The sequence below is a fragment of the Arthrobacter sp. ISL-48 genome (assembly GCF_018613805.1).
Lineage (GTDB): Bacteria > Actinomycetota > Actinomycetes > Actinomycetales > Micrococcaceae > Arthrobacter.
The window spans coordinates 442,316-462,880 of the sequence record NZ_JAGGPL010000003.1 but is presented as its reverse complement, the minus strand read 5'-3'; the positions used below and the strand labels follow the sequence as shown (position 1 = coordinate 462,880).

Sequence of the window (20,565 nt, the reverse complement as noted above, 5' to 3'; positions counted from 1 at the left end):
GGAGGCCCCGGCCGGAGACTGTAGGGTTGGAACCATGCGTATTGCCCGGTTTGTAGTCGATTCTGATCCCCTCTATGGCGTTGTTGAAGGCGAGCCCGGCAGTGAGGAAATCACTGTCATCCACGGCGACCCCTTCTTCAATGGAGTGGAACGGACCTCCGTCCGCCACAAGCTTGAAGACGTGCGGCTCCTGGCCCCTATCATTCCCCGCAGTAAGGTCGTCGGCGTCGGGCGCAACTTCGTCGAGCACGCCCACGAGCTCGGCAACGAGGTCCCGGCCCAGCCGCTGCTGTTCCTGAAGCCGAACACCGCTGTGGTGGGGCCGAACGATCCCATCGTGCTGCCGGACTTCTCTGAAGAAATCTCCTTCGAAGCCGAGCTGTGCGTCGTCATCGGCCGAATCTGCAAGGATGTCCCGGAAGAACGTGTTGACGACGTGATCTTCGGCTATACGTGCGGAAACGACCTCACCGCCAGGGACGTTCAAAAGACCGACTTGCAGTGGGCCCGTGCCAAGGGCTTTGACACGTCCGCACCCCTGGGACCGTGGATCGAAACGGAGCTTGACACCGAGGACCTGCAGATCCAGGGCCGGCTCAATGGCGAGCTCCGCCAGGACGGCAACACCAGCCAGATGATCCGCGGCGTCCGGGAACTCGTGTCCATCGTGTCGCAGGCGTTCACCCTTCTGCCCGGGGATGTCATTATGACAGGCACTCCCGCAGGTGTGGGCCTGGTGAAGGCCGGTGACCGCTACGAAGTGGAAATCGAGGGGATCGGGCGCTTGTCCAACCCGGTGGTCCGCCGCTAGGCCCTGTGGCGTACCGGAAGCCGGCGCCCGGTTCGGGTGGTCCGGACCGGCGGGCCCCGGTTGGTAAAGTTGATACCACTATGACTACCCCCTCCGCTGCTCCTGTCGCCGTCCCTGCCGTCACCGCCGATACCCCGGTCCGTGTCCGGTTCTGCCCGTCGCCCACAGGTACACCGCACGTCGGCCTGATCCGCACGGCCCTCTTCAACTGGGCCCACGCCAAGCACACCAAGGGCACCTTCGTGTTCCGCATCGAGGACACAGACGCGGCACGCGACTCGGAAGAGAGCTACCAGCAGCTGCTGGAGGCGCTGAAGTGGCTGGGCATCACCTGGGAAGAGGGCGTTGAGGTCGGCGGACCTCATGAGCCCTACAGGCAGTCGCAGCGTCTTGACCTCTACAAGGACGTGGTGGCCAAGCTGATCGACGCCGGCTATGCGTACGAGTGCTACTCCTCGCCGGAAGAAGTCGAGGCGCGCCACCGTGCGGCAGGCCGCGACCCCAAGCTCGGCTACGACAACTTCGACCGCGAGCTCACCGAAGAGCAGCTTGCCGCCTTCAAGGCCGAAGGCCGCAAGCCCGTCCTGCGCGTCCGGATGCCTGACGAGGACGTCACGTTCACCGACATGGTCCGCGGCGAGATAACCTTCAAGGCCGGCAGCATCCCGGACTACGTCATCGTCCGCGCCGACGGTTCCCCGCTCTACACCCTCGTCAATCCTGTCGACGACGCACTGATGGGCATCACCCACGTGCTCCGCGGCGAGGACCTGCTCTCGTCCACGCCCCGCCAGGTGGTGCTGATCCAGGCACTCATGGAGATTGGCGTCGCCAGCTACCTGCCGGTCTTCGGGCACCTCCCTTACGTCATGGGCGAGGGAAACAAGAAGCTGTCCAAGCGCGACCCGCAATCCAACCTGTTCCTGCTTCGCGACCGCGGCTTCATCCCTGAGGGGCTGCTGAACTATCTCTCACTGCTTGGCTGGAGCCTGTCTGCGGACGAGGACATCTTCACGGTGGATCAGCTGATCGAGTACTTCGATGTCCATGACGTGCTGGCCAACCCTGCCCGCTTCGACATCAAGAAGGCCGAGGCCATCAACGGCACCCACATCCGTATGCTCGATCCCGAGGATTTCCGCAGCCGGCTGGTGCCGTACCTGCGCGCGGCCGGTTTCGTGGGGGAGAGCCTCACGGCCCGCCAGGAGGAGATCCTTACCGAGGCGGCGCCGCTGATCCAGGAGCGCATCTCCCTGCTGGGCGAAGCACCGGAAATGCTGGCGTTCCTTTTCAAGAATGACGACGCGATCGACGTCGCGGATGACGCACGCAAGGGCCTCCCGGAGAACCTCACCGAAGTGCTCGACGCCGCCATCGCCGCCCTGGACCCCGTGGAGGACTGGAATCCGGAAAGCATCCAGACAGCATTGAAACAGGCACTGGTGGAAGGCCTCGGGATCAAACCACGGCTGGCATTCGGCCCGGTCCGCACCGCAATCTCGGGCCGCCGGATATCCCCGCCGCTGTTCGAATCGATGGTGATCCTGGGCAAGGATTCGTCCCTGAACCGGCTCCGTACCTTCCGCGGCTGATGGCTGGCCCGGATAACGTCAAGAGTGGCTTCCTGGCCACCCGCTTCGGGGACATCCGGGGGGTTCTTTTTGACATCGATGACACCCTGGTGGACCTTGAATACGCCATGACCACCGCCCTGCGCGAGGTCAGCGAGCACCTCCTGCCCGGCCTGGACCAGGCCGGGTGGGAGAGGTTCGGCAGGATCTTCACCCACGAAACCACCCATTATTACGACAGGTACCTGGCCGGCGAGCTGACGTTCAACGACCAGCGACTGCTGCGCGGCCGCGCCGCTTTGGGGCACTTCGGCGTGGATCTCGCCGAGGGCGAAGAAGCGCACCAGTGGCTTACTGCGTACGGACGCGTGCAGCCGGCCTATGTGAAGGCCTTTGATGACGTTGTTCCGCTCCTTGACTTCCTGGACGATGCCGCCATTCCCTATGGGGCGGTCAGCAACAACGTGCACGACTACCAGCGGGCCAAACTCGACAGCGCGGGCCTGGAACGCGTCACGAGGCTTGTCGGCACGGACACGGTCGGCGTGGCCAAACCCGAGCCCGCTATCTATCTCGAAGGTGTTCGGCTCCTGGGAACAGCCCCTGCGGATACCCTCTTCGTGGGCGACAACCGGCTGCTTGATGCGGAAGGCGCGACGGCGGCCGGCCTGCTGGGTGTCTGGCTCAACCGGACGGGGGAACCTGCGCCCGGCTTCGAGGGGTACGCGGCCGGATCGCTGGCCGAGCTGCTGGAGATCCGAACGCCTTAACGCTCTCCACTACAGCCCGTCCTGCTCCACCACTGCGTGGCGTGGCAATCTTCCGGCGGCAGGAAGCCCACGGCTGGTGCCCAGTATTTCCCCAGTTTCCTGCACTTGACTGATGGGGCAGACCCCATTCGTTCTTGAGGAGATACTTCGTGGAGCAGGAAACCAACCAACACAGCGTTCCAGGGCCCGCCAATGCCCCGCGTCCGATTCCGGGGCCGCCTCCCAGTGGAGCCGGAACCCATACCGGTGGCCCGGGGACTTACGCTCCGGTATCCCCGGTGAAGAAGAGATGGTGGAGCACTCCGAAGATTCTTGTTGCAGCCGGCATTGCGGTGCTGCTGGCCGGGGGAGGAGGGGGCGCCATCGGATACTCGATGGCAAAGTCGGATGCCGCTCAACAGTTCTCTCAGAGGTTCCCGAACGGGCGACCGGGTGGGGCCAACGGACAGGGCCGCCGCGCCCCGGGCACCGGCCAGGCCCGGCCCACGGACCCCGCCACACCGGGAAGCGGCAACAACCCGTAGGCGGGGGCGCAGGCCTGGGCCATGGTGCTTTACAAGACAGCCCGCCTTTTCCGCAGGACAACGAAAGCAGCAACCGACCCCAGCCCCAGCAGTCCCACCAGGCCGAGGGCCAACGAGGCATCGGGCTGTCCCACCAAGTTGGACGGCGAAACGGCCGCCGCGCCCGAGTAGAGGGTGCCCGTTCCCTCGGCGATCCGGGCATTGCCGTCAGCCAGTTTGACCGCGCCGGTGGACAGCTGGCTGGAGCCGGAGGCCAGCTTGGTGTTGCCGGCAGAGAGCTCGGAGGCGCCGGCAGCAAGCGCCGCCGTGCCTCGGAGCAGGCCGGGGTTCGCAGCATCAGCCGGGTCGCCCTTGATGCCGGCGTTGAGTGCCGCGGTTCCATCCGCCAGCCGGGAGCTGCCGTCCGTCATCCGGGCTGCGGCCTTGATGAGTCCCGGATGCTCGGGATCTCCAGGCACACCATCCATGCCGGTCCGAATCTTCGACGTTCCATCCGCCAGCAGTTCCGTTCCCATAACAACACCAGGGTTGTTGGGATCCTGGCTGTTGAGTTTTGCCGCGAGTGTCCTGAAGCCGTCGGTGAGCCTTCCCGTTCCGGCGTGCAGCTGCCCGGCCCCGTCGCGCAGTTGTCCTGCCCCGGCCTGCAGCTGGGACGCCCCGGCGTCGAGCTTGTGGGCGCCGGCGGCGATTTTCGCGATCTTGTCCTTGACCGCGGCCAGCGGGACCAGTCCCTGCAGGGGATCCGATGCTGCCGCCTGCAGGAGATCGAGGGCCTGCGCCAGGGCGGCCGTGCCTGTGCCTGCCTCGGGGTTGTTGTTGGCCCCGGGGTAGCCCTTCAGCTGTACGGTGCCGGCGGCGAGGTCACCTGTACCAGCAGCCAGCCGGGCAGCACCTGCGTCGAGCTGGCCGGCACCGTCGGCCAGGTTGTTGTCCGCGTTACCGCCTGCAGTAGGTGTCAGGGCGGCGGAAAGCTGGGAGGCTCCGGAGGCAAGCTTCCTGGCGCCGTCGTCGACCTTATAGACACCAGGAGCGAGTTTGTTGTTGACATCGGTCTCGATCTTCACTGCCCCGGAGGCCAGCTCATCGGCTCCGGCCTGGAGCTTGTCGGCACCGGGGGCGAGCTTTTCTGTAACGCCGAGATAGATCTTTTCCGCGCCGGAGGAGAGCTTGCCGGCGCCAGCGTCAGCCTGGCCTGCGCCGACTGCCAGCTGACCAGCACCGTCCTTGAGCTGCTCGGCCCCCGCAGATGCTTGGCTCGTCCCGTCGCGGAGCTTGGCGGACCCATCGGTGATCCGGCCGGTGACCAGGGTGTAGAACGCCAGCAGCCCAATCAGCAGCAAGGCAAGGGTGCCGATGGTGAGCTGCTGTGCATGGGGCCGGGTTTTGCCGGCAGTGGCGCCACGACTTTGTGTCACAGATGGATCCTCTCGACGGTTTAAGCGGGCAGCCAAAGTTGCCGCCCGCCACCTTTGGCGGTGATGCGCCTGGCACTCGAATGCTTGGCTCTGCATCACTCGACAGGTGGTTACTCTCCGGTAACTTACCGAGAGTAAACTTGTGCAGGGGCAAATGGCAAGGGTTTTGAGTCACGCCATAGGAGCTCGCACTGAGCAACGTGGTCCCTAGCGGTCGCGGCGGCTATGGCTGGCTTCGATTTGTGCGAGCCAAAAGTCTCGGGTAAAGTAGTTTCTCGTGCTGAGGCGCACGGAGCGCGGGTTGAAGCCCGAAAATCCGGCCCGAAAGTATCATTGGGATATGGTGTAATTGGCAACACTACGGTTTCTGGTACCGTCATTCTAGGTTCGAGTCCTGGTATCCCAGCTCTGATTTCAGTCGCAGGAACGGGTCGGAAATCAGAGGTTTCAGAACGGTTTTTCGGTTTGAAACAAGTGCTGAGTGTGTGAAATACTCACTTGGCTGACCGGTAGAAATGCTGGTGGGAAGCAGGAGCTTCCTGGAAGTGCAGGGCCCCATCGTATAGCGGCCTAGTACGCTGCCCTCTCACGGCGGTAACGCGGGTTCGAATCCCGCTGGGGTCACGAATATGACGGTCCCGGGCAAGTGCCCGGGGCCGTTTTCGTTGTTGCTGAATTGTTGATAGACAGGGCCAGCGGGCACGCTGAACTGGCATGATGATGCTGTGACCTCCCACCCTGACCCGGCCCGGCCCCCAACCCGAAAGCCGAACCCGTCCGCGGCAGCTGCCGTCGGACTGCTTGAGGCCGTGCGGCACGATCTGTCCTTCGTGTCCCTGCCCCTTGCCCTGCCCGATGCGGCGCAGGCGCGGTTGGAAGTCCGGAACGCCGTCGCCCAGCTGGATGACTACATCCTGCCGCGCTACCGCAACCTGGATGCTCCGCTGCTCGCCGTCGTCGGTGGCTCCACCGGTGCCGGCAAATCCACGCTGGTCAACGCCTTGGCCGGGCATCCGGTGACACGTTCGGGCGCCATCAGGCCCACCACGAGGCAACCCATCCTCCTTCACCACCCCGCAGATGGGGGCTGGTTCGAAGGCCAACGAATCCTGCCCAGCCTGAACCGGATTACGGGAAGTGTCTCCACGTATCCCATTCCTGCCAGCCCGGCTGGCGCCACTCCCGATGCCGGCCCGGTTTCCTCCCTGGTTCTTGTGGCTGATCCGGCAGTTGCGCAAGGCATAGCATTGCTCGACGCTCCGGACATCGACTCCATCTCCGATGAGAACCGAAAACTCGCCGGCCAGCTGCTGGCCGCCGCGGATCTGTGGGTCTTTGTGACCACGGCCAACCGTTACGCTGACGCTGTCCCCTGGAAGCTGCTCCTGGATGCGGCCTCGCGGGACATTATGGTGGCCGTGGTACTGGACCGGGTCCCGCCGGAGGCAGAAGCGGAAGTAAGTGCCGATCTCCGCGGCCTGCTGCACAAGGAAGGCCTGGGGGCAGCCCGGCTCTTCATCGTGCGGGAGACAGAGCTCGACCCGTTGGGGATGTTGCCGCCCGACGCCGTGGATCCACTGCGCCAGTGGCTGCAGGAACTGGCAGCGGACGCAGCCGGCCGGGCCGCGATCGCCCGGCGGACCCTCAACGGAACAGTGAGGGCACTCGCGGCACGAGTCGCCGGCGTGGCACAGGCGGCGGGTGAGCAGCAACGGGCCGCGGCCATGCTCGAGGCCCAGGCAACGGCTGCGTACCGTGACGCAGCCGTTCGCATCCTGGACGCCACCAAGGACGGTGCCCTGCTCCGGGGTGAAGTGCTGGCCCGCTGGCAGGACTTCGTGGGGACCGGGGAGTTTTTCCGGAACCTCGAGCAGAACATCGGACGGCTCCGGGACCGTGCGGGGGCGTTCTTCCGCGGCGAGCCGCCCCCGGCCGTCAGGGTGGAGGTGGCCATCGAGACAGGCCTGCAGGCAGTAATCCTTGACGAGGCGGCAACGGCCGCTGAGGAAACCGACCAGCGGTGGCGGTCCGACCCCGCGGGGCGCCAGCTGTTGGGGGTAGAGGATCTGTCCGGGACCAGTTTCGGATTCGCCGAACGGACGGCGGCAGAGATCAGGGCCTGGCAGGGCAGCCTGATGGAACTGATCCGGACTGAAGGCCAGGGCAAGCGGACGCAAGCCAGGTTGCTTTCCTTCGGCATCAACGGACTGGGTGCCGCGCTCATGATCGTGGTGTTCTCTATGACTGCAGGCCTCACAGGGCTGGAGATCGGCGTAGCGGGAGGCACCGCCGTTGTTGGCCAGAAGCTGCTGGAAGCAGTGTTCGGTGAAGGTGCAGTCCGCCGCCTTGCACAGACAGCCCGCGAGGACCTCCATGCACGGTGCCAGCAGTTGCTGAGGGCGGAGCAACGGAAGTTCCTTGACCTGCTCCCCGACGGCGACCCGGACGCCGAGCCTGTGCTGACCGGCCACGCGTCGGCCCTGGCGCTGCTGGCCGGCCAGGCATGAGCCGCCACAGCGATGCACGCGAATCGTCGCAGCTGGACCGCCGGCTTGAAGCCCTGAATGACGCCCGTGAACTCGCCGAGGGTGTTTTGCCCGACGAGTCATTGGCGGACGTCTTCCAGCTCCTTGAACGTGCGAGTTCCCGCCGTTCCCTGTCGGCCGACCACACAGTCGTGGGGTTCTTCGGCGCGACCGGCAGCGGCAAGTCATCCCTCTTCAACGCGGTCAGCGGCGCTGAAATCGCGACGGCGGCGGCCCGCCGGCCGACGACGTCGGAACCATTGGCGGGAGTGTGGGGAGCAGGCGGCAGCGAACCGCTGCTGGACTGGCTGGAGGTGCGCAGCCGGCACCACGCCGCCCCGGTGGACGGATTCGCGGACGAGGGTACCGGGCTGATCCTGCTGGACCTGCCGGACTTCGATTCCACCAGGGCTGCCAACCGCGAAATTGTGCAGCGCATGGTGGGCCTGGTGGATGTCCTGGTCTGGGTGCTGGATCCCCAGAAATATGCAGATGCCGCGGTGCACAATGAATTCCTGACGCCCCTTGCCGCGCATGGCGCCGTGACCCTGGTGGTGCTCAACCAGGTGGACCGGCTGCCCGAAAGGGATGTGCAGCCCGTGCTGCAATCGCTTAAGGGGATCCTGGCCCGTGACGGACTGGGGACAGTGCAGGTCCTCGGAGCCTCGGCGCTGTTGGGCACGGGCGTCGACGGCGTCCGGAGCGCGATCCGGAACGTGGCGGTGCAGCGCCAGGCGCTGTCACAACGGCTGGCGGCCGACGTTACCCGCGCTTCCCGGCGGCTAAGGGAGGCTTCCGGCGATGGTGAGGCCGCGGGCGTCAGGCCCGCAGCAAGATTCCGGCTTGCCGATGAACTGGCGACGGCTGCCAACGTCCCGTTGGTGGTTGAGGCCGTCGCCCGGTCCTACAGCCTGGAATCTTCCCGGCGCACTGGGTGGCCAGTAACGCGCTGGCTGCTCCGGTTCAGGCCGGATCCGTTGCGGCGGCTCAACCTGCGCAGGTCCTCACCCTCTGAGCTAAGCCGGACATCGCTTCCTCCCGCAGGCGCCCCGGAGAGGGCGCGGACGGATGCTGCCGTCCGGGAATTCGCTGACAACGCGAGTGCCGGTGCTCCCGGGCCGTGGCGCGCAGTGATCCGGGGCGCCGCCCGCGAGGGGAGGGAACAACTGCCGGACGCCCTGGATCAGGCTATTGCCGGGACGGACCTGATGGCGGCACGGAAGTCCTGGTGGTGGGCACTTTTCAACGTGGTCCAGTGGCTCGCCCTGCTCATGGTCCTGGGCGGGCTGGGCTGGCTTGGTGTGCTGGCTGCCCTGGGGTACTTCCAGATGCCTGTCCCGGAAGTGCCCCGCGTGGAGGGCTGGCCGGTCCCTACCCTGATGATTGCCGGGGGAGTGGTTCTTGGGGTCTTCCTGGCTGTCACAGGGCGGTTCATAGGCGCGGCGGCAGCCCGGGCGCGGGCCACGAAGGCCAGGAAAAGGCTCAGGACCGCCGTCGGAGGGGTAGCTGATGAGCTGGTGGTGAAGCCCGTGGAAGCAGAGGTGAACCGGCTCAGGTCATTCAATGCCGCGCTGAAGCGGGCCGGGGGCAAATAAGCCGGCCACGAGCTAGTTCAGCGCTGCCGCGGCGTCCCGGACCTTGATCAGGGTCCGAAGGTTCCGGGTGGTGGTTGTCGCTTTGAATCTGGCCTTTGAAGAGATCTTGCTGAAAGGGCTCTCCAGAGTTCCTCCGGCCGGGGCCAGCCAGGCCAGCGCCTCCGGTCCGAGCCGTTTCTGTTCCGCGCCCTCAAGCGCGGCTCCCGCTGCATCAAGCTCATCCAGCATGGCAGTGTCCGAGGCCAGCGTGATGTAGGTGTGGGTGCGCTTGTCGTCTTCCGGATAGGGGCAGGCGTCCACAAGTTCCGACACGCGCTGCGCGGGCAGGACAACAACCCATGCGTCGTAGCCGAATGATTTCCGCAGGCATTCTTCGAGCTGCTGCTTGACGGCGCCAGCATCCTGTTCGCTGGTGAGAACTACATTTCCGCTGGCCAGCAGGGTCTTCACGTCCCCGAACCCGCACGACTTGAGGGCGTCTTTGAGGTCCGCCATCCTGATATTGATTCCGCCCACATTGATGCCGCGGAGAAAGACTGCGTAGCTGCTCATGCCGAACAGCCTAACCTTTTGGGGCAGGGCGGCTGATGGCAGGTGGCGGGGGAGGAGCACCCGGCCCCGGGATTCCGTCAGTCGTTGTTCTTGCGCAGGGCCTCGGTGAGGATACGGCCGGCGTTGCACACCACCTCAGCGTGCAGGCGGCCGGGCTGGCGGGTCAGGCGCTCGATCGGCCCGGAAATGGAAACGGCGGCGATTACCCGTCCGGAAGGTCCGCGGACCGGCGCGGAAACCGAGGCGACTCCCGGCTCCCGTTCGCCGAGGCTCTGGCCCCAGCCCCGCCGTCGTACGCCCGCCAATACGGTGGGCGTAAATCGCGCAGACTGAAGGCCTTCAAGGAGGCGGTCGTGGTCTTCCCATGCGAGGAGGACCTGGGCGGCGGAGCCGGCTTTCATGGACAGCTGGGTTCCGACGGGGATGGTGTCACGGAGGCCAATGGGGCGTTCAGCCGAAGCCACGCAAACACGCCAGTCTCCCTGGCGGCGGAAGATCTGTGCACTCTCGCCGGTGGCGTCGCGCAGCTGCATCAGGACAGGTCCAGCGGAAGCGATCAGGCGGTCCTCGCCCGCCGCGGATGCCAGTTCAACGAGCCTGCTTCCGAGGACAAACCTTCCCTGGATGTCGCGGCTGACCAGCCGGTGGTGGACCAGTGCCAGGGCCAGCCTGTGGACGGTGGGCCGCGCCAGCCCGGTGGCCGCTACCAGCTGCGCCAGGGTGGTGGGTCCTGCCTCAAGTGCGTCAAGCACATGGGCCGCTTTATCAATGACACCGACTCCACTAGAATTGTCCATGTAATGATATTGCCGTCTCAATATCTGAGATGCAAATCTTTCCGCTGGCATATTACACAGCCGTGCTGATTCAGTGGTTCTAGCAGTCAAACAATAGCCAACAGCAGTGAAGGGAGATGGCCGTGGCAAAGACACTGGCCGAGAAAGTCTGGGACGCACACGTGGTGCGCAAAGGCGACGGCGAAGGAGCCAATGCCCAGCCCGACCTCCTCTTCATCGACCTTCACCTTGTCCACGAGGTGACGTCCCCGCAGGCATTCGAAGGCCTGCGGCTCGCCGGCCGGAAGCTGCGGCGTCCCGACCTCACGATCGCCACGGAGGACCACAACACTCCCACGCTGGACATCGACAAGCCAATCGCCGACCTGACGAGCCGCACCCAGATCCAGACACTGCGGAACAACTGTGCCGAATTCGGCGTCCGGCTGCATTCACTAGGTGACGCGGAGCAGGGGATTGTGCACGTTGTGGGCCCGCAGCTTGGCCTGACCCAGCCAGGCATGACCGTTGTCTGCGGTGATTCACACACGTCGACCCACGGAGCCTTCGGCGCGCTGGCCATGGGCATCGGGACTTCCGAGGTGGAGCACGTCATGGCCACCCAGACCCTGTCCCTGAAGCCGTTCAAGACCATGGCCATTAACGTTGAAGGCGCGCTGCGTCCCGGCGTCAGTGCCAAGGACATCATCCTCGCCGTGATCGCCAAGATCGGCACCGGCGGAGGCCAGGGCTACGTCCTGGAGTACCGCGGTTCCGCCATCCGTGCGCTGTCCATGGAAGCCCGGATGACCATCTGCAACATGTCCATTGAGGCAGGCGCCCGTGCCGGTCTGGTGGCGCCAGACCAGACCACCTACGACTACATGTTTGGCCGCCCGCACGCGCCGCAGGGGGCAGAGTGGGATGCCGCCGTCGAGTACTGGAATACCCTGCGGACCGACGACGACGCCACGTTCGACGTCGAAGTCGACCTCGACGCCGACACGCTGGAGCCGTTCGTCACGTGGGGCACCAACCCTGGCCAGGGTGTTTCACTCTCTGCCAAGGTGCCGTCCCCCGAGGACTTCGGCGACGAAAACGCCAAGGCCGCCGCCGAGCGCGCCCTGCAGTACATGGGTCTCCAGGCTGGAACGCCCATGAAGGAGATCCGCGTGGACACGGTCTTCCTGGGCTCCTGCACCAACTCGCGCATGGAGGATCTCCGGGCTGCCGCTGACATCGTCCGCGGACGCCAGAAGGACCCCAACATCCGGATGCTGGTGGTGCCGGGCTCGGCACGCGTGCGCCTTGAAGCCGAGGCTGAAGGCCTGGACAAGGTCTTCAAGGACTTCGGGGCGGAGTGGCGCTTCGCCGGCTGCTCCATGTGCCTGGGCATGAACCCGGACCAGCTGGAGGTCGGGGAACGCTGCGCCTCCACGTCCAACCGCAACTTCGAGGGACGCCAGGGCAAGGGCGGACGGACCCACCTTGTTTCGCCGGTGGTGGCAGCAGCCACGGCCGTCCGGGGCACACTGAGCTCACCGTCGGACCTTGATCCGGCCCCCGAATCCGCCGCCATCCGCACCCACGCAGCCTAGGAGACGCCATGGAAAAGTTCACTACGCACACGGGCATCGGCGTTCCGCTGCGGCAGAGCAACGTCGACACCGACCAGATCATCCCCGCGGTCTACCTCAAGCGCATCACCCGCACAGGCTTCGAGGACGCGCTGTTTTCCGCCTGGCGCAAGGACCCATCCTTCATCCTGAACCAGGCCCCCTTCAACATCGGTTCCGTGCTGGTGGCCGGACCGGACTTCGGCACCGGGTCCTCCCGTGAACACGCCGTCTGGGCGCTGAAGGACTACGGCTTTAAAACCGTCCTCTCGTCCCGTTTCGCCGACATCTTCCGCGGCAACTCGGGCAAGCAGGGGCTGCTGGCAGCCGAGGTGGCCCAGGACGACATCGAACTGATCTGGAAAGAGCTGGAAAACGCCCCTGGCACCGAAGTCACCGTGGACCTGGTCTCCAAGACGGTCATCTGCGGCAACATCGTGGCGCCGTTTGAGATTGACGACTACACACGGTGGCGCCTGCTGGAAGGCCTGGATGACATTGGCCTCACCCTCCAGCACGAAGCGGACATCACCGCCTACGAGGCCACCCGTCCAGCGTTCAAACCGACGACCCTCCCGGCCCGCCTGTCCTGAAAAGCCGGCCCCGAACGGCGGCTCGGGACGGCGCGTTCCGGGCCGCGTGAGCGGCCGCGTTTCTCATCGAGGACGCCCCCGTATTTCGGTTCGGTAACACGACCTCCTATGCTTAGCTGGAGCCTTTGCAAGTATTTGGGGGCGAGTAATCGTAAGGAAACCGGTATATGAGTAGTGTTCTGACAATCCGCGGCGGAGTCCCGCTTACAGGCCGCGTCAGCGTCCGTGGGGCCAAGAATCTGGTTCCCAAGGCTATGGTGGCCGCGTTGCTGGGAAACGAACCATCGGTGTTGCGGAACGTTCCGGAAATCAAGGATGTTGAGGTAGTCACCTCGCTCCTGCAGCTGCATGGAGTGACGGTGGTCAAGGATCCCGTTAACGGTGACCTGACGCTGGATCCCAAGGCGGCTAAGACTGCTCCGAGCACGGCTATTGACGCCCACGCCGGTGATTCCCGGATCCCTATCCTGCTCTGTGGTCCGTTGATCCACGCCATTGGCGAAGCCTTCATCCCGGACCTGGGCGGCTGCAAGATCGGCGACCGGCCCATTGACTACCACCTCGACGTCCTGCGGCGCTTCGGCGCCGTGGTTGAAAAGCGTCCCGGCGGCATCCACATCTCGGCGCCCAAAGGCCTGCACGGGGCCAAAATCTCCCTGCCCTACCCTTCGGTCGGCGCCACTGAGCAGGTCCTGCTGAGCGCCACCCGCGCCGAAGGCATCACCGAACTCTCCGGGGCTGCCACGGAGCCCGAGATCATTGACCTCATCGCGGTACTGCAGAAGATGGGCGCCATCATCAGCGTCCAGACGGACAGGACCATCCGCATCGAAGGCGTCCGGGACCTGGGCGGCTATAACCACCGGGCCCTCTCGGACCGCAACGAATCGGCGTCGTGGGCATCAGCCGCCCTGGTGACGCGCGGCGACATCTTCGTTGAAGGCGCTTCGCAGCGGGACATGATGACGTTCCTGAACACCTACCGCAAAGTGGGCGGCGGTATGGACATCGGCGAGGACGGCATCCGCTTCTACCACCGCGGCGGCAAGCTCAACCCGCTGGTCCTGGAGACGGATGTGCATCCCGGCTTCATGACCGACTGGCAGCAGCCCCTGGTGGTTGCGCTGACCCAGGCAGAAGGCGTGTCCATCGTGCACGAGACCGTCTACGAGAACCGCTTCGGCTTCACCGACGCCCTGATCCGGATGGGAGCCAGCATCCAGGTGCACCGGGAATGCCTGGGCAGTGTGCCGTGCAGGTTCGGCCAGCGCAACTTCCTTCATTCCGCCGTGATCTCCGGGCCCACCCAGCTCAAGGGGACCGACATCGACGTCCCGGACCTGCGCGGCGGGTTCAGCCACCTGATCGCCGCCCTGGCCGCTACCGGCACCTCCAGGGTCACCGGGATCGACATCATCAACCGGGGCTATGAGCGGTTCACTGAAAAACTGGCCGGCCTCGGCGCCGACTTCGACATCACCGCAACCAAGTAGCGCTGCGCACGTGAAGGAAACGGCCAAGAGCCAGGCCACGTTTGTAGTCATCGCCGCGATAGCGCGCAGCCTGCTGAACGTCATGATGGACAAGAAATGGGAGGGCACCGAGAAGCTGCCTGCGGGTGGCTTCATCGCGGCTCCCAACCATTGCACGGAAATCGATCCCCTCATCGTGGGGCACATGCTGTACAACCAGAAGCGGGCCCCGCATTTCCTTGCCAAGGCCGGCCTTTTCAAGGTCCCCGTGCTGGGCTGGATCCTGCGGGCCACCAAGCAGATCCCGGTGGAACGCTCGACGGCGGGTGCGAACCGCTCGCTGCGGCTCGCCCAGGAGATCGTGTCTGAGGGTGGCGCCATCATCATCTATCCCGAAGGGACGCTCACCCGCGATCCCGACCTGTGGCCCATGAAGGGCCACACCGGCGCGGCCAGGCTGGCCCTCGAAGGCGGAATCCCCGTGGTGCCCATCGCGCACTGGGGTGCGCACGAGGTCTTGCCTCGATACGCAAAGCGGTTCCACCTGTTCCCACGCAAAACATCGCGCGTTGTGGTGGGGGATCCTGTGGACCTGAGCGCCTTCGCCGGCCGTCCCCTGGACAAGGCCACCTTGGCGGCCGCCACCGATGTCATTATGGACGCAGTCACCGCTCTGCTGGCCGGCATCAGGGGCCAGGAGGCGCCCGCTGAGCGGTGGGATCCTGCCAAGCACAACCAGGCCAAGCACGGACGTTTTGTGGAACGCGGCCAGCCGGTCCAGCCGGACGAAGGGGCGGGTACCCCGTGACTGCTGACGGGATTCACCTGGGTTCGGCCCGGTCTGTTGCCGTCCTGGGCGCCGGATCCTGGGGGACCACATTCGCCAAGATTCTCGCCGACGCTGCCACAGCGTCCGGGGACGAGCGGAGCATCAGGCTGTGGGGCAGGCGAAGCGAAGTGGTGGAACAGATCAACAGCATCCACCGCAACTTCCAATACTTGAAAGACACTGAGTTGCCCGTGAGTATCACGGCGTCAACCGACGTGCGTGAAGTGCTCGCGGGAGCTGACCTCGTGGTCCTCGCTGTGCCCGCCCAATCCTTGCGGCTCCAGTTGCGGGAATGGAAGCCCCTGATTGCTCCGGATGCTGTCGTGGTGTCGCTCATGAAGGGCCTGGAACTCAGCACGGACGCAAGGATGAGCGAGGTCATCGGCGAGGAGCTGGGCATACCCCAGGACCGCGTTGCGGTGGTTTCGGGGCCGAACCTGGCCATGGAGATTGCCCGCGAGGAGCCCACGGCGTCGGTCGTGGCCTGCACGGATCCGGCGGCGGCAGGCTGGATCGCCAGGAGCTGCACGGCTCCCTACTTCCGTCCGTACACCACCGGGGACATCGTCGGCGTCGAAATCGGTGGCATCGTCAAGAACGTTATCGCGTTGGCCGTGGGTATTTGTGAAGGAAAGCAGATGGGGGACAACACCAAGGCTTCCGTGATTACCAGGGGTCTGGCAGAAACATCCAGGCTGGCCCTTGCCTTGGGCGGGGAAGCCCGGACCATGGCTGGACTGGCAGGCCTGGGCGACCTCGTGGCAACGTGTTCCTCGCCGTTGTCCCGGAACCATACGGCCGGCCGGCTGTTGGGCCAGGGCCTCACCCTGGAGGAGGTGGCCCAGAAGATGACCCAGACAGCGGAAGGCATCAAGTCGGGCCAGGCCGTGCACGAGCTCGCCGGGAAGCTGGGTGTGGAAATGCCCATCACCGCCGCCGTGGTTGCGGTTCTCGCCGGCAAACTGTCCGTTGACCAACTGGGGCCGCTGCTGCTGGCGCGGGACCTGAAACCTGAAGGCGATTACTGACGATGTCCAAAGACACCCCGACCCCACCGGAATCAGCCCCTCGGGCCAAGCCCCGTGTGGCGGTACTTTTTGGCGGCCGGTCCAGCGAACATGCCGTCAGCTGCGTGACGGCTGCCGGAGTGCTCGGCGCGATCAACAAAGACAAATACGACGTCATTCCCATCGGTATCGCCAAGTCGGGACAATGGGTGCTTGCTGCCAGCGACACAGCCCAGTGGTCACTGTCCGCGACGTCACTGCCGGAAGTACCGCCGTCGTCGGAAACGGTCACACTGGCCGAAATCGGCGGTGAGCACCAGCTGATCGTGGCCTCCCCGAACGCCGTTCCGCAGGAACTCGGAACAGTTGACGTGGTTTTCCCGCTGCTTCACGGGCCCTTCGGTGAAGACGGCACCATCCAGGGGCTCCTGGAGCTGTCGGACACCCGCTACGTGGGGGCCGGGGTACTCGCCTCTGCCGTGGGCATGGACAAGCACTACATGAAAGTGGTCTTTGAGGCTGCAGGCCTTCCTGTGGGACCCTACGTCGCCGTTACGGACCGGCAGTGGCTCAAGGATGCCGAATCGGTCCGCAAGCAGGTGGACCGGCTCGGCTTTCCGGTGTTCGTCAAACCGGCCCGGGCCGGATCGTCCATGGGCATCTCCAAGGTGGATTCCCTGGACGGCCTGGACGCCGCCATCAAGGAAGCCCGCCGCCACGACCTCAAGCTCGTGATCGAAGCCGGCATCGTAGGCCGCGAAATCGAGTGCGCCGTCCTGGAAGGCCGCGGGACCGATACGCCCCGCGCGTCCATGCCGGGCGAGATTTCCGTAGCCGGCGGCAGCCACGAATTCTATGATTTCAACGCCAAATACGTGGAGGACGACGCCGCAGCGCTGAGCTGCCCTGCCGACATACCGGAGGAGGCCATCACCCGGGTACAGGAGTTGGCGGCCGCAGCATTTGACGCTGTGGGCGCCGAAGGGCTGAGCCGCGTCGACTTCTTCTACACACCCGACGGCGAGCTGATCATTAACGAGATCAACACCATGCCCGGATTTACGCCCAAAAGCATGTACCCCCAGATGTGGGCGGCATCGGGGCTGGACTATGCGGACCTGATCGACGAACTGATCTACCTTGCACTGCACCGGAAGACGGGCCTGCGCTAGTCCCCACCGGCACCCTGACCTCGCTCCGCTTCGGCAAGGGAACCCTGCCGGCGTGGGCCCAACAGTGGCCTACTGGGTGGCGGGCAGGTTTTGCAGGTCTTCCTGGCCAACGCACTTTCGGGTGGCCGGGATTTTTCCAGCCGGCCCAGAAAGATCGGCAAGGACAGTGGCGGAGCTGATCTTGTCCGGGTCCATCAGGATTTCGGTGGCGGGATCACGTCCAAAGGTAGTCAGCGTCCATACCGGGTCGCCTTCCTTGATGACCCAGTCGATGCCGTTCACGCTGACGCAGCGGTCAGTGGTCGGACCCGGAACGTTCACGCCGCAGCGCAGGACCACCTGGGACGGATCGCCCCAGGCCGCGGTGGCCTGGCTGTTCGTCTTCCGCAGCCGGGAATCGCCGATGGCATCCGGCAATGCCACCATCATGGGAGCGCAGGCGGGGTTCGCGGCGTCCTTCGCTGCGGTCACGTCCACAACCGGAGAGCACGCGGTCAGGGAGAGTGCTGCAACCACGACGGTCGCTGCGCCGGCAGCCCTGGTGAACGCCGCCGCGGCAGGCACGGATATTGCAGAGAAGGGGGTGTGGCGCATCAACCCATCATCTCCATTCAGCGATTGCTGCGCCAATCCTGGGATTTGCACTTCGAACGCTTGGATCCGTATCTCCGCACGTCGAGGGTGTCAGCCTCCTGGGATGCAGGAGCATCAACGTAGCCGCCGCGCCTGCACCGGGTCGGGTCCTTTGTCCGGCGGCGTAACACCAGGCTGCAGGGCGATAGGCTACTGACCAAATGACTAAAGTTATCGACGCTTCTTCTCCGCGGAGAATAGGGCCCCAAGAGACGAGGACGGCCAGCCCGGCGGTCATTAAAGGCACCAAGGTGTTGCTGTGGGCGGTAGCCGCAGTGGCCCTCGGGCTGCTGGCTTGGGGGAGGCTTCCGCTACTGGCCCGGAGGACCGTCTGGGCTGAGAATGGCGGGGTATTCCTGCGGGACGTTCTCGCCAATGGAGATCTGATGAGCATCCCGCTTTCTTACGACGGGTACCTCCACGTGATCCCGCGCATGCTGGCAAGCCTGGCCCATGCCGTCGTGCCGCTCCAAGGTTATGCATTGGCAATGTCACTCCTGACCTGTTTGGCAGTTGGAGCCATTTCCGTGGCGGTCGTCCACCTGTCACGTTCGGTCACGGAGGCCGTCCCTGTCCGGTTGATGATCGCAGCGATCCCCGTACTGCTGCCGATCGGTCCGCACGAGGTGCTGGGGAACGCCGCGAACCTCCACTGGTACCTCCTTTGGCTCATGCCCTGGCTCCTCCTATACAAGCCCAAGTCCCGCGCGGCAGCGGGAGGGATGTTCCTTGCTGCCTTCCTTACAGCTGCCAGTGAGATCATCACCGGCATGTTCCTGCCTCTGGCCGTCTGGGCCGCTTTCCGGCGCCGCAATTTCGCGGCCCCCGCCGGCCTGGCGCTGGGCGTGGTCCTGCAGGTCCTGACCACTCTGACGAAACCGCGTTTCAGCGGTGCCGCCCCCTCTGATGCCGTGGATATTCCATCGGTGCTTCTAGGATTCGGGCTCTTGCCGATCGGCTCCATCTGGCACGCCGACAGTCGGACCCTGGCATCGAACATCATCTCTTTTGGAGGCTGGGCGCTTTTCATTCCGTGCCTGCTGGTAGTGGCCCTTCTCGCGTACGTCCTCGTAGCCGGCGGCCGCGGGCTGAAGCTCACGGCGCTCGGTGCCCTGGGCGCCTCGGTGCTCTGCTGGGTGGCCTCCGTGGTGCTTAGCGGCAGCACCATATTCAACTATGCCCATTACACGGCGACGGACTGGGCCACCGAGTTCGTCTACATCCGCTATGCGGCGGCGCCGGCCATGTTCCTGCTGCTGCTGGTGCCGTTGGCCGCGGCCGTGGCACTCACACGGGGGCACGTCAACCAGAGGACGGCTTTCGCAGTCGCCGGAATGTTCGTTGCCTTTCTCCTCGCCAGCTACCTGCCGGCCTCGACGGTCCGTGATGCCGGCCCGTCCTGGTCAGCCGGCGTCAGCGAAGCCCGGGCGGCCTGTGAAGCTGATCCGTCCCTTCCCACTGCGGCTGTGCTGGTAGCACCGGTGGCGTGGAAATTTGACCAGGTCCAAATCCCCTGCAGCGAGCTCAGGTCCTCTTGAGGAGGTTCGGCCAACAGCCTGTACCGGCAATGAATGTCCCAGCCGCGTTGTAGCGTAGTGGCGTGCCTGAAAAGCGTGTAACCCGCCCCGAAGATCCCGCCGAGAATCTGCTCCACCGAGAACCCCAGACCAACTTTGAACCGCCGTCGGCCGTCGGCGCCCTGTCCGAATCCGAACTGCTGGCCAGGATATTTCCGCGTCTTTCCATGGGTGGCGCGCACTCCACGGCCACGCTGCTGGGTCCCGGAGACGATGCCGCCATCATCTCTGCTCCCGACGGGAGGACCGTCATCAGCATCGATACGCAGGTGCAGGACCAGGATTTCCGGCTTCAATGGGCCAACGGCTACCGCACCACGGGGTTTGACGTAGGTTGGAAGGCGGCCGCGCAGAATCTCAGTGACATCAACGCCATGGGTGCCACCGCCACCTCCATGGTGGTCAGTCTCACCTTGCCTCCGGATACCCCGGTCGGCTGGGTGGAGGACCTTGCTGACGGCCTCATCGCCGGCATCCGGGATCTTGGCGCCGCGGACTGTTCGGTGGCCGGCGGAGACCTGGGCCGGGGCCGGGAAATTTCGGTCAGCGTCGCGGTCCTGGGCACTCTGAACGGGGGCCGTGCCGTTCTGCGCTCGGGTGCCCGTCCCGGCAATGTCCTGGCCCTGGCCGGCACCGTGGGCCAGGCTGCCGCGGGACTGGCCCTCCTGGAATCGGACGTGGACGTGCATTCCCTGTCACCGGAACAGCGGGGACTTCTGGACATCCAGTGCAGGCCCCGGCCACCCTTGTGGGCCGGACCCGTGGCCCGGGCAGCAGGGGCCACGGCCATGCTGGATATTTCGGACGGCTTGGTCCGGGACGGAGCACGGCTGGCCAGTGCCAGCACCGTCGTCCTTGACCTGGAACCCCGGGAGCTGGAACGTTTGGGCGAACGCCTGGAACCGGCGTCGGAACTGCTTGGCATCGACCCGCTGGCGTGGGTACTTGGCGGCGGAGAGGACCACGGGCTCCTTGCCACATTCCCTCCGGGCATTCAGCTGCCTTCCGGATTCACTGCGATAGGCTCAGTACAAGCCCTGGGGTCCACCGAAAACCCGGGCGTTAAAATTGCGGGCCGGGCCAGTGGCACCGGGGGATGGGATCACTTTGCAGACTAAGGTTGCCGC

18 protein-coding genes and 2 tRNA genes are annotated in these 20,565 nt (G+C 65.1%); 16 read left to right on the top strand and 4 right to left on the bottom strand.

Annotated features, from left to right (window positions below):
- The first annotated feature begins 34 nt into the window (after positions 1–34).
- From J7E83_RS06030 to J7E83_RS06015, 4 genes are all read left to right on the top strand, one after another.
- Positions 35–811 (top strand): fumarylacetoacetate hydrolase family protein, encoded by a 777-nt coding sequence (locus tag J7E83_RS06030; RefSeq protein ID WP_214959975.1) that lies wholly within the window; start codon positions 35–37, stop codon positions 809–811.
- An 80-nt stretch (positions 812–891) separates the two neighbouring features.
- Positions 892–2,403 (top strand): glutamate--tRNA ligase, encoded by a 1,512-nt coding sequence (gene gltX / locus J7E83_RS06025; protein ID WP_214959973.1) that lies wholly within the window; start codon positions 892–894, stop codon positions 2,401–2,403.
- Positions 2,403–3,152 (top strand): HAD family hydrolase, encoded by a 750-nt coding sequence (locus J7E83_RS06020; protein ID WP_214959971.1) that lies wholly within the window; start codon positions 2,403–2,405, stop codon positions 3,150–3,152. Before gltX ends, J7E83_RS06020 begins: the two co-directional genes overlap by 1 nt.
- Before the next feature lie 278 nt (positions 3,153–3,430).
- Positions 3,431–3,676 carry a hypothetical protein gene (locus J7E83_RS06015; RefSeq protein WP_214959969.1) on the top strand — a complete coding sequence of 82 codons (246 nt, stop codon included), beginning with the start codon at positions 3,431–3,433 and terminating at the stop codon, positions 3,674–3,676.
- 29 nt (positions 3,677–3,705) lie between these two features.
- Here the strand turns inward: J7E83_RS06015 and J7E83_RS06010 are convergent, their stop codons facing one another.
- Positions 3,706–5,091 carry a hypothetical protein gene (locus J7E83_RS06010; protein ID WP_311379585.1) on the bottom strand — a complete coding sequence of 462 codons (1,386 nt, stop codon included), beginning with the start codon at positions 5,089–5,091 and terminating at the stop codon, positions 3,706–3,708.
- Between the two features lie 334 nt (positions 5,092–5,425).
- Between J7E83_RS06010 and J7E83_RS06005 the strand changes: the two genes are divergently transcribed.
- The 4 genes from J7E83_RS06005 (at position 5,426) to J7E83_RS05990 (ending at position 9,211) form a co-directional block, all read left to right on the top strand.
- Positions 5,426–5,497 (top strand) — tRNA-Gln (locus J7E83_RS06005).
- A gap of 145 nt (positions 5,498–5,642) precedes the next feature.
- Positions 5,643–5,715 (top strand) — tRNA-Glu (locus J7E83_RS06000).
- A 101-nt stretch (positions 5,716–5,816) separates the two neighbouring features.
- On the top strand, positions 5,817–7,598 hold the full coding sequence (locus tag J7E83_RS05995) for a dynamin family protein (RefSeq protein WP_214959965.1): 1,782 nt from the start codon (positions 5,817–5,819) through the stop codon (positions 7,596–7,598).
- Positions 7,595–9,211 (top strand): GTPase, encoded by a 1,617-nt coding sequence (locus J7E83_RS05990; protein WP_214959963.1) that lies wholly within the window; start codon positions 7,595–7,597, stop codon positions 9,209–9,211. The genes J7E83_RS05995 and J7E83_RS05990 overlap by 4 nt, the downstream gene beginning before the upstream one ends.
- 12 nt (positions 9,212–9,223) lie before the next feature.
- Here J7E83_RS05990 and J7E83_RS05985 read toward each other — a convergent pair whose 3' ends face one another.
- Both J7E83_RS05985 and J7E83_RS05980 read right to left on the bottom strand, forming a co-directional pair.
- Positions 9,224–9,763 carry a DUF1697 domain-containing protein gene (locus tag J7E83_RS05985; RefSeq protein ID WP_214959961.1) on the bottom strand — a complete coding sequence of 180 codons (540 nt, stop codon included), beginning with the start codon at positions 9,761–9,763 and terminating at the stop codon, positions 9,224–9,226.
- Between the two features lie 77 nt (positions 9,764–9,840).
- A complete protein-coding gene (locus tag J7E83_RS05980; protein ID WP_066292257.1) occupies positions 9,841–10,560 on the bottom strand; it encodes an IclR family transcriptional regulator in 720 nt (239 codons plus the stop codon).
- Between the two features lie 122 nt (positions 10,561–10,682).
- Here J7E83_RS05980 and leuC point away from each other — a divergent pair, with 122 nt between their 5' ends.
- The 6 genes from leuC to J7E83_RS05950 all read left to right on the top strand — a co-directional run bounded on the left by leuC (position 10,683) and on the right by J7E83_RS05950 (position 17,228).
- On the top strand, positions 10,683–12,137 hold the full coding sequence (leuC, locus tag J7E83_RS05975; RefSeq protein ID WP_214959960.1) for a 3-isopropylmalate dehydratase large subunit: 1,455 nt from the start codon (positions 10,683–10,685) through the stop codon (positions 12,135–12,137).
- 8 nt (positions 12,138–12,145) lie between these two features.
- Positions 12,146–12,748 carry a 3-isopropylmalate dehydratase small subunit gene (gene leuD / locus J7E83_RS05970; protein WP_214959958.1) on the top strand — a complete coding sequence of 201 codons (603 nt, stop codon included), beginning with the start codon at positions 12,146–12,148 and terminating at the stop codon, positions 12,746–12,748.
- Positions 12,749–12,915: 167 nt separating this feature from the next.
- Positions 12,916–14,241, top strand: coding sequence for a UDP-N-acetylglucosamine 1-carboxyvinyltransferase (gene murA / locus J7E83_RS05965; protein ID WP_214959956.1), 1,326 nt, complete (start codon positions 12,916–12,918; stop codon positions 14,239–14,241).
- 10 nt (positions 14,242–14,251) lie between these two features.
- Positions 14,252–15,028, top strand: a complete 777-nt coding sequence (locus tag J7E83_RS05960; RefSeq protein ID WP_214959954.1) for a 1-acyl-sn-glycerol-3-phosphate acyltransferase — start codon at positions 14,252–14,254, stop codon at positions 15,026–15,028.
- Entirely contained in the window at positions 15,025–16,077 is a 1,053-nt protein-coding gene (locus J7E83_RS05955) for an NAD(P)H-dependent glycerol-3-phosphate dehydrogenase (RefSeq protein ID WP_214959952.1), read from the top strand. Before J7E83_RS05960 ends, J7E83_RS05955 begins: the two co-directional genes overlap by 4 nt.
- Before the next feature lie 2 nt (positions 16,078–16,079).
- Positions 16,080–17,228: a D-alanine--D-alanine ligase family protein gene (locus tag J7E83_RS05950; protein WP_214959950.1), complete on the top strand. Its 1,149-nt coding sequence runs from the start codon at positions 16,080–16,082 to the stop codon at positions 17,226–17,228.
- A gap of 69 nt (positions 17,229–17,297) precedes the next feature.
- Here J7E83_RS05950 and J7E83_RS05945 read toward each other — a convergent pair whose 3' ends face one another.
- Positions 17,298–17,822, bottom strand: a complete 525-nt coding sequence (locus J7E83_RS05945; RefSeq protein WP_214959948.1) for a DUF3515 domain-containing protein — start codon at positions 17,820–17,822, stop codon at positions 17,298–17,300.
- Positions 17,823–18,022: 200 nt separating this feature from the next.
- Here J7E83_RS05945 and J7E83_RS05940 point away from each other — a divergent pair, with 200 nt between their 5' ends.
- Both J7E83_RS05940 and thiL read left to right on the top strand, forming a co-directional pair.
- Positions 18,023–19,399, top strand: a complete 1,377-nt coding sequence (locus J7E83_RS05940; protein WP_214959946.1) for a hypothetical protein — start codon at positions 18,023–18,025, stop codon at positions 19,397–19,399.
- Positions 19,400–19,605: 206 nt separating this feature from the next.
- A complete protein-coding gene (gene thiL / locus J7E83_RS05935; RefSeq protein WP_251043574.1) occupies positions 19,606–20,556 on the top strand; it encodes a thiamine-phosphate kinase in 951 nt (316 codons plus the stop codon).
- Positions 20,557–20,565: the final 9 nt, after the last annotated feature.

Bases quoted from the DNA above. Each gene is read 5' to 3' on its own strand.
- J7E83_RS06030 (WP_214959975.1), top strand. From the start codon at position 35: ATGCGTATTGCCCGGTTTGTAGTCGATTCTGATCCCCTCTATGGCGTT.
- gltX (WP_214959973.1), top strand. From the start codon at position 892: ATGACTACCCCCTCCGCTGCTCCTGTCGCCGTCCCTGCCGTCACCGCC.
- J7E83_RS06020 (WP_214959971.1), top strand. From the start codon at position 2,403: ATGGCTGGCCCGGATAACGTCAAGAGTGGCTTCCTGGCCACCCGCTTC.
- J7E83_RS05990 (WP_214959963.1), top strand. From the start codon at position 7,595: ATGAGCCGCCACAGCGATGCACGCGAATCGTCGCAGCTGGACCGCCGG.
- J7E83_RS05985 (WP_214959961.1), bottom strand. From the start codon at position 9,763: ATGAGCAGCTACGCAGTCTTTCTCCGCGGCATCAATGTGGGCGGAATC.
- J7E83_RS05980 (WP_066292257.1), bottom strand. From the start codon at position 10,560: ATGGACAATTCTAGTGGAGTCGGTGTCATTGATAAAGCGGCCCATGTG.
- leuD (WP_214959958.1), top strand. From the start codon at position 12,146: ATGGAAAAGTTCACTACGCACACGGGCATCGGCGTTCCGCTGCGGCAG.
- murA (WP_214959956.1), top strand. From the start codon at position 12,916: ATGAGTAGTGTTCTGACAATCCGCGGCGGAGTCCCGCTTACAGGCCGC.
- J7E83_RS05950 (WP_214959950.1), top strand. From the start codon at position 16,080: ATGTCCAAAGACACCCCGACCCCACCGGAATCAGCCCCTCGGGCCAAG.
- J7E83_RS05945 (WP_214959948.1), bottom strand. From the start codon at position 17,822: ATGCGCCACACCCCCTTCTCTGCAATATCCGTGCCTGCCGCGGCGGCG.
- J7E83_RS05940 (WP_214959946.1), top strand. From the start codon at position 18,023: ATGACTAAAGTTATCGACGCTTCTTCTCCGCGGAGAATAGGGCCCCAA.
- thiL (WP_251043574.1), top strand. From the start codon at position 19,606: ATGGGTGGCGCGCACTCCACGGCCACGCTGCTGGGTCCCGGAGACGAT.